We start from the raw sequence: 7535 nt of genomic DNA on the forward strand, positions 1-7535 counted from the left end.
ATGGAAACCAGCTACTTCACCACCGCGATCGGGGCAGCCAGTATGTGTCACTGAAGTATTCCCCTGCGCTAGCTGAGTCAGGAATCCGCCCGAGTGTGGGAACAGTCGGCGACTCCTATGACAACGCATTGGCGGAGACCGTCAACGGTCTCTACAAGGCGGAACTGATTCATGCCCAAGGTCCGTGGACGTCGGTCGGAGAAGTCGAACTGGCCACCTTGCGGTGGGTGCATTGGTGGAACACCAAGCGGCTTCATGAAGCATTGGACTACGCCACCCCACAGGAAATAGAAACCGAGTACTATCTCACCCAGCCCATCAACACAGGGCCGTAAAAGAAGCGGAACGAAACCCAGGACGCTTCAGATTACCTTTCTTCCCAACCCAACCGGGCTGGATATCAGGTGTCTACCAAACAGGGGTCAGGTCCTTATGCGTGAATTCTGCGTGTGGTCACGATCTGGATTGGCCGTTTCGGTTTTGAATTTCCATTGGGCGTAGTCGGCCGAGGTGCCTGGGTGTAAAGTGCGCGGGGACTATAAGCGCTTTCCGGGGTGGTGCTTCAAATTTGAAAAACGGAATTGGGGCGGCCTTTGGGGCCGCCCCAATTCACGGTACTACTTGGAGATAGGGCAGGTGCAGGTGGCGCTCTGCAGGACGCAAGTCTGCAGGATGCCCGTGACGCAGCCTGGGGTGCAGAAGCTCTTGGACTTCCACTGGGTATCGACCTGATCGACGGAGTCGCCGTTGGCAAAGTCAAATTCGAAATCGGACATTGTTGTGTTTCTCCTTGTTGACGAGAAGGGACTGAAGCTTTTGCTTCTGTGGACAACATTAAATTCTCCTCGATGAAAATTGGAGTAAATGCCGTTCAATGGATGTCAATAGGGTTCAAATAGGCTCAAATGATACATATTTTTGTATGTTTGTTGTTGAAAAGAGGGTGTTACTAAAAAAGGTTGTCAACTCCGTGGGTGAGACTGTTGGGAGTGTGAAAGGTTTTTGCTTCGGCGATGTAGCTTTCGGGCACTCTGAGGAGCCGACTGGGCTTCCTGTGCAATCGGTTTAAGTCGAGGGTCTGTTTGCTGTAGGCTGCTGCGGTCTCTTGGGCTGTGGAGATGTTTCGGTAGAGCTCGCCGCTGAGCTGGAGGCTGCACGCAAGGAACTCGAGGCTACAAAGAAGTCGGGCGCATCCGAACCGCAGAAGGCCGCCGCACCAGCAGCGCCGGCAGCTGCTGATGGTGCCGGAGTCGGCGCTATTGCCACCCCGGACACTCAGATGCAGGCCGTCAAGGTCTTGGGCTTGGCCCAGGAGATTGCAGACCGCCTCACCAACGAGGCCAAGGCCGAGTCCATGCTGCATGAGGACCGCAGCACCGCCGCTGAGAAGCAGATCAACGACGCTGACGCACGCTCCAAGGCTCAGCTGGCTGACGCTCAGAAGAAGTATGACGCCCAGCTGCACGAGGCAGACACCCGCTCCAAGAAGCTCGTTGTTGACGCTGAGGCGAAGGCAAGGCAGACCGAGACCGACGCTGCGTCCCGCGCTGAGGCTCAAGTCGGCCAGGCTCAGGAGAAGGCGGCTGTTCTGCAGTCTGACGCTGAGAAGAAGCACAACGTGTCATTGAACACCGTGAAGCACCAGTAGACCGCTCTCGAGGCCCGCATTTCCGAGCTGTGCACCTTTGAGCACGAGTACCGCAACCGTTTCAAGACCATGCTCGAGTCCCAGCTGGAATAGCTTGCTACCCGTGGCTCCACTGCTCCGAGCAATGAGGCTAAGTAGGGCCCGCCCACCACAAGAACTGATGCCCATTACAAGGGCGTTTGCCCTTGTAATGGGAGTTGAAGGACCCCGCAGCGAGTGCAACCGCACTGCCGCTGGGGTCCTTTTCCATGACCTGTCAGGCCACTGCCACGGTAGCCCCGCAGGCGCCGGCCGAACCCCTTCGGAAGGGGTGGACCACCATGATGTTCGCAGCCTTGTTGAGCGCGCTCGCTGCCTTCGTCGCCTTTGTCACCTACGTCCTGAGCGGAGGCAATGGCCGCGCTGGTCATCACCGTCGTCTGCGCGGTGGGCGGCCTCGGGTACCTGGTGGCGGACTGGTGGCGCGCCCGGGTGGGCAAAAAGAGAGTCCAGCGGCACGCCCGTTGTAAAGGCATTGCGTACAGCATTGCTAGGGCGGCGGCGGGGTGGCTATAATGACCACTTGTATGCGTTGATCCGGCAATCACCGGGGGAGCATTTCGGAAGAACAGTGGCGCGGGTGCGCTGCCCAGTAGAACCGAACGGTCGGGGAGCCGTATAAATCCTTCACTAGAAACGAAGCGGGCGTGGTGCCCGCCGGTACGGGTTGCACGGTGTGTGCGGCGCGGCATCGGCAAGCACGGCGTCAAGCAGGGTGGTACCGCGTGCAACGGTGCCGCGCCGAATCCGGCGCGGGCGTTGGGCGTCCCTGCACCAAGCAACCGTGTAGTGAAGGATGAATTAATGAGCGCAGAAGAAACACAGGCCGGCCAGGTCGGCAGCGTATACCCCAAGGTTGACATGACCGGTGGAACGAGCAAGTTCCCGGTCATGGAAGAGATCGTGCAGAAGTACTGGAAGCAGGACGACACCTTTAAAGCCAGCCTCAAGCAGACCGAAGGCTGCCCAGAGTACGTCTTTTATGATGGCCCTCCTTTTGCCAACGGTCTGCCGCACTACGGCCACCTGTTGACCGGTTACGTCAAAGACATCGTCCCGCGCTACCGCACCATGGCCGGCAATCACGTCCCGCGCGTCTTCGGCTGGGACACCCACGGTCTGCCAGCGGAGCTGGAGGCAGAGAAGCAGCTCGGCATCACGGACAAGGGCCAGATTGAGGAGATGGGCCTGGAGAAGTTTAACGAGTACTGCGCCAAGTCCGTCCTCGAGTACACCGATGAGTGGGAAGAGTACGTTAACCGCCAGGCCCGCTGGGTGGATTTCGAGAACGGTTACAAGACCATGGACTTGGAGTACATGGAGTCCGTCATGTGGGCGTTCAAGGAGCTCTACGACAAGGGCCTGATCTACCAGGGCTTTAGGGTTTTGCCGTATTCCTGGGCGGAGCACACCTCTCTGTCGAACCAGGAGACGCGCCTGGATGATTCCTACAAGATGCGCCAGGACCCGACGCTGACGGTGACATTCCCGGTGGCTGGTGCCGTGGAGGGAAGTGCGGCGGAGAAGACGTTGGCGGAGAACACCGAGCTTGCCGACGCCTCCTTCCTCGCCTGGACCACCACCCCCTGGACCCTGCCGTCCAACCTGGCTTTGGCGGTCCACCCGGAGGTCGACTACGTCCTGTTCAAGGCCACCGAGGGCGACTTTGCTGGCCGCACCTTCGTCATGGCCGAGGCGCTGACCGGCACCCTGGCGAAGGAGCTGGGTGAGGTGGAGGTCCTCAAGACGTTCCAGGGCGCGCAGTTGGAGGGCTTTAAGTACGAGCCCATCTTCGGATTCTTCCCGGATGTCGAGAATGCCTACCAGTTGCTGCTGGCTGACTACGTCACCACCGAGGACGGTACCGGCGTGGTCCACCAAGCCCCGGCCTTCGGTGAGGACGATATGCTCACCTGCCAGAAGTACGGCGTGGGGCTGGTCATCCCGGTGGATGAGGACGGCAAGTTCACCTCCCAGGTACCGCCGTACGAGGGCCAGTTGGTCTTCGACGCTAACAAGGCCATCATCAAGGATCTGAAGGAAGCTGGCCGCGTGGTGCGCCACGTGACCATCGAGCACTCCTACCCGCACTCGTGGCGCTCCGGCGAGCCGCTCATCTACATGGCGCTGCCGGCATGGTTCGTCAAGGTGACCGAGTTCCGTGACCGCATGGTGGAGCTCAACCACAACGAGATCGAGTGGCTGCCGGAGCACATCCGCGACGGCCAGTTCGGCAAGTGGCTGGAGGGCGCTCGCGATTGGAACATCTCCCGCACCCGCTACTGGGGTGCTCCGATCCCGGCGTGGATCTCCGATGACCCGGAGTACCCGCGCGTCGATGTCTATGGCTCGCTGGATGAGCTGGAGCGTGACTTCGGCGTGCGCCCCACCAGCCTGCACCGCCCGTACATCGATGAGCTGACCCGCCCGAACCCGGATGATCCGACGGGCAAGTCCACGATGCGCCGCGTGCCGGATGTGTTGGATTGCTGGTTTGAGTCTGGTTCCATGCCCTTCGCGCAGAAGCACTACCCGTTTGAGAACAAGGAGTGGTTTGAGACCCACTCGCCGTCGGACTTCATCGTGGAGTACTCCGGTCAGACCCGCGGCTGGTTCTATGTCATGCATGCGCTGTCCACCGCGCTCTTTGACCGCCCGGCTTACAAAAAGGTTGTGGCCCACGGCATCGTTCTGGGCAATGACGGCCTAAAGATGTCCAAGTCCAAGGGCAATTACCCGAACGTCAACGAGGTCTTCGACCGCGATGGCTCGGATGCGATGCGCTGGTTCCTCATGTCCTCGCCGATCTTGCGCGGTGGCAATCTCATCGTCACCGAACAGGGCATCCGTGAGGGCGTGCGCCAGGCTATCCTGCCGATCTGGAATGCCTACACCTTCCTGCAGCTCTACGCGTCTCAGGACGCGAAGTTCGATGTCAGCTCCACTAACGTGCTGGACCGCTACATCTTGGCCAAGACGCATGACTTGGTGAAGAACACGAATGATGCGCTGGCGAATACCGATATTGCTACGGCAACCGAGGAGGTTCGCCTCTTCGCCGACGCGCTGACCAACTGGTACGTGCGCCGCTCCCGCGACCGCTTCTGGGAGGGCGAGCAGACCCACCCGGAGGCCTTCAACACCCTCTACACGGTCCTGGAGACGGTCTCCCGCGTGGTGGCTCCGCTGCTGCCGCACGTGGCTGAGGTCATCTACCGCGGCCTGACCGGTGAGCGCTCTGTGCACTTGGCGTCTTTCCCGAAGGCTGAGGATTACCCGGCTGACGCGAAGCTGGTGGCAGCTATGGACGCCACCCGCGCGGTGGCTTCGGCGGCGTCGTCTGTGCGCAAGTCGAATAAGCTGCGCAACCGCCTGCCGCTGCCGAAGCTGACCGTGGCGATGCCGGATTCGGCTCGCTTGGCCGACTTTAAGGACATCATCCGCGATGAGGTCAACGTGAAGGACGTTGAGCTAACCGATGACGTCGATGAGGTTGGCACCTTCGAGGTGGTATGCAACGCCAAGGTGGCAGGCCCGCGCTTGGGCAAGGACGTACAGCGCGCCATCAAGAACCTCAAGGCGGGCAACTACGTGCGCGAGGGCGAAGACGTCGTGGTCGACGGCGATATCCGCCTGGCCCCGGACGAGTACACCGAGCGCCTCAAGGCGGCGAATGCGAAGTCGACGGCTCGCGTGGAAGGGCTCGATGGCCTCGTCGCCGTGGACACCGAGGTGACGGAAGAGCTCGAGGCTGAGGGCTGGGCTGCGGACATCATCCGCGGTTTGCAGGATGCGCGTAAGGCCGAGGATTTCGTGGTCACCGACCGCATCACCGTAGTCCTGTCTGTCCCCGCGGAGAAGGAAGAGTGGGCCAACCGCCACCGCGAGCACATCGCGGCAGAGGTGCTCGCTGTCGACTTCGCTGTGACGACCGAGGCTCTCGCGCCTAGTGCTGGCCAGAACGTCCACGACGTTCTTAAGGGCGTAACCGCCACGGTGGCCAAGGCCTAGGGCAACAGCGACGTCAACGGTCGCAGAAAAAGCTCCGCTCCCCGGATGTGGGAGGTGGAGCTTTTAGCGTCTGTGCACAGGTAGCGCAGGGCGGCCCAGGAAGGACGCCGTGGTTACGGGATGTTCGGGAGATTGCCCTGAGTGCAGGGTGCCTCGGGAAGATGCAGTGATTGTGGGGGTCTGCGCTAGCGGCGGGTGCCGGGCAGGTGCGCGCGCCAGGCAAGGATGACGTTGATGAGGCAGACCAGAGCCAAGAAGCTGCCGATGCTGAACAACGCGGTGAAACCGATGTAGGGCGCGAGTGCGCTAAAGGCCATCGGGATGAAGAATCCAGTGTAGGAAATGGAATAGTACACGGCAGTCAGGCCGGCGAGCTCGCGCTCGCCCGCGATGCGTTGGACCTCAGACAAGCCGGCGACGAGTGCCAAGCCGTATCCTGCGCCCATGGTCGCGGCGGCGGCGATGCCGAGCGGCAGGGAGAGCGAGTGAGCGGCGAAGGCCCCGAGGATGGCGCCGACGGTGATGACGAACATGGCAAGGGCTGAGGCACGCGCAGACTTATGGGTATCCACCAGTCGGCCCAACATCTGGACAGCGACACCGCACCCCAGAGTGATAACGGTCATCAGGCCAGAGAAAGCAATGGGGGCATCACCCGCCGAATCGGACAAGAGCTGCGGCAAGAGCGCATAGGCCGCTCCCGCGCAACCGAAAACCCACGGGGCCACGGGGACGACGACGCGCAGGAAACGCTTGTGAGCAACGGCCGGGATATGCAGCATCTCCAGCATGTCGCGCACCCGAAGCTCCAAGATGGTGGTCTTTACGTCGCCCCGGCTGGGCTGGCGGGTCTCCGGGGTATGCAGAATCCACACGGCGGTCAGCAACGTGAGCAGCATGTGGAGGATATATGCTGTGTGGGTCGGCCACGGACCCCACTGGGCCAGTACCGAAGCGATGCCCGCGCCCACGAGGAAGCCGGCGGTCAAGCACAAGGAAGCCTTGCGGGCGCCGGACGCTGGGTCGCCGCCAGCCCTCGTGATGAGCTCTGTAATCCACGTTGATCCCACGGCCATGACCAGGCCCAAAGCCATACCGCACAAGACGCGCCCCAGCGCGATGATGAGTGGTTCGTTGGGGGCGATGGACAGCAAGAAAGACCCCGCCAGAGACAGCGGTGCTGCGGGGAGCAGCAGGGGGCGGCGGCCCAGCAGATCGGACAGCGGGCCGCCGATCAGCAGAGCGGGGATGATGCCCACGACGTAGGCGGCCAGAAGCCCGTTGACCGTCACCTGGGAAAAGTTGGAGGTCTCGCGGTACATCACCAGCAGCGGGGTGAACTCGTTTCCGCCCCACGCCACGGCGATCATGGAACCGGCGACGGGAAACCACGCGCGCGTTGACAGCGGAGTTTCAGGGGAGTGGATAGACGAGTGTGAGGAGGTGGGGCTTTCGGCGACGTCGGTGTCTAGAAGGGCGTCGTGCTCGGTGGAAGGCGCCTCGACAGCAGGGGTCGTATGCGCGGAGACAGTCACAGTTGCTTCCTTGAGGAGTTGAGGTGGGAGTGGAGTTCGGTGAGGTAGGAGTCGATGTCGCCGGTGCGGAGGGCGTCGGCAAGCAAGGCGTGTTGAGCCACGAAGGCGCGTGCCTTCTCAACGCTGCGGCCAATAGCGGTGGCAGTGAAGCGTTGTTGGCGCTCGCGCAGCGTGTGGCCCAGGTGGGCTAAGAGGCGGTTGCCGCCGTTGTCCATGATGGTCTGGTGGAACTTTGCGTCCAGCTGGGTGTAGGTGCGCAGATCGGAGTTGTCGAGGGCGGCCTTTTGCTCATCGATGGTGGC

At 61.6% G+C, this 7535-nt stretch carries 7 protein-coding genes; 4 read left to right on the top strand and 3 right to left on the bottom strand.

Annotated features, from left to right (window positions below; all coding sequences use genetic code 11):
• On the top strand, positions 1-335 hold a 335-nt coding region (locus tag RDN59_RS10605), incomplete at its 5' end, for an integrase core domain-containing protein (protein ID WP_308607809.1).
• 282 nt (positions 336-617) lie between these two features.
• Here RDN59_RS10605 and RDN59_RS10610 read toward each other — a convergent pair.
• Positions 618-776 carry a gallidermin/nisin family lantibiotic gene (locus RDN59_RS10610; protein ID WP_308607810.1) on the bottom strand — a complete coding sequence of 53 codons (159 nt, stop codon included), beginning with the start codon at positions 774-776 and terminating at the stop codon, positions 618-620.
• 329 nt (positions 777-1105) lie between these two features.
• Between RDN59_RS10610 and RDN59_RS10615 the strand changes: the two genes are divergently transcribed.
• The 3 genes from RDN59_RS10615 (at position 1106) to ileS (ending at position 5698) form a co-directional block, all read left to right on the top strand.
• Positions 1106-1648 (top strand): hypothetical protein, encoded by a 543-nt coding sequence (locus tag RDN59_RS10615; RefSeq protein WP_052471402.1) that lies wholly within the window; start codon positions 1106-1108, stop codon positions 1646-1648.
• Positions 1649-1968: 320 nt separating this feature from the next.
• Positions 1969-2157: a hypothetical protein gene (locus tag RDN59_RS10620; RefSeq protein WP_308607811.1), complete on the top strand. Its 189-nt coding sequence runs from the start codon at positions 1969-1971 to the stop codon at positions 2155-2157.
• Positions 2158-2491: 334 nt separating this feature from the next.
• A complete protein-coding gene (ileS, locus tag RDN59_RS10625; RefSeq protein WP_308607812.1) occupies positions 2492-5698 on the top strand; it encodes an isoleucine--tRNA ligase in 3207 nt (1068 codons plus the stop codon).
• Between the two features lie 185 nt (positions 5699-5883).
• Here the strand turns inward: ileS and RDN59_RS10630 are convergent, their stop codons facing one another.
• On the bottom strand, positions 5884-7233 hold the full coding sequence (locus RDN59_RS10630; RefSeq protein WP_374044611.1) for an MFS transporter: 1350 nt from the start codon (positions 7231-7233) through the stop codon (positions 5884-5886).
• A partial coding sequence (locus RDN59_RS10635) for an FCD domain-containing protein (RefSeq protein WP_308607813.1) occupies positions 7230-7535 on the bottom strand: 306 nt, incomplete at its 5' end. The genes RDN59_RS10635 and RDN59_RS10630, both read right to left, overlap by 4 nt.

This window comes from uncultured Corynebacterium sp., assembly GCF_902489365.1.
GTDB lineage: Bacteria > Actinomycetota > Actinomycetes > Mycobacteriales > Mycobacteriaceae > Corynebacterium.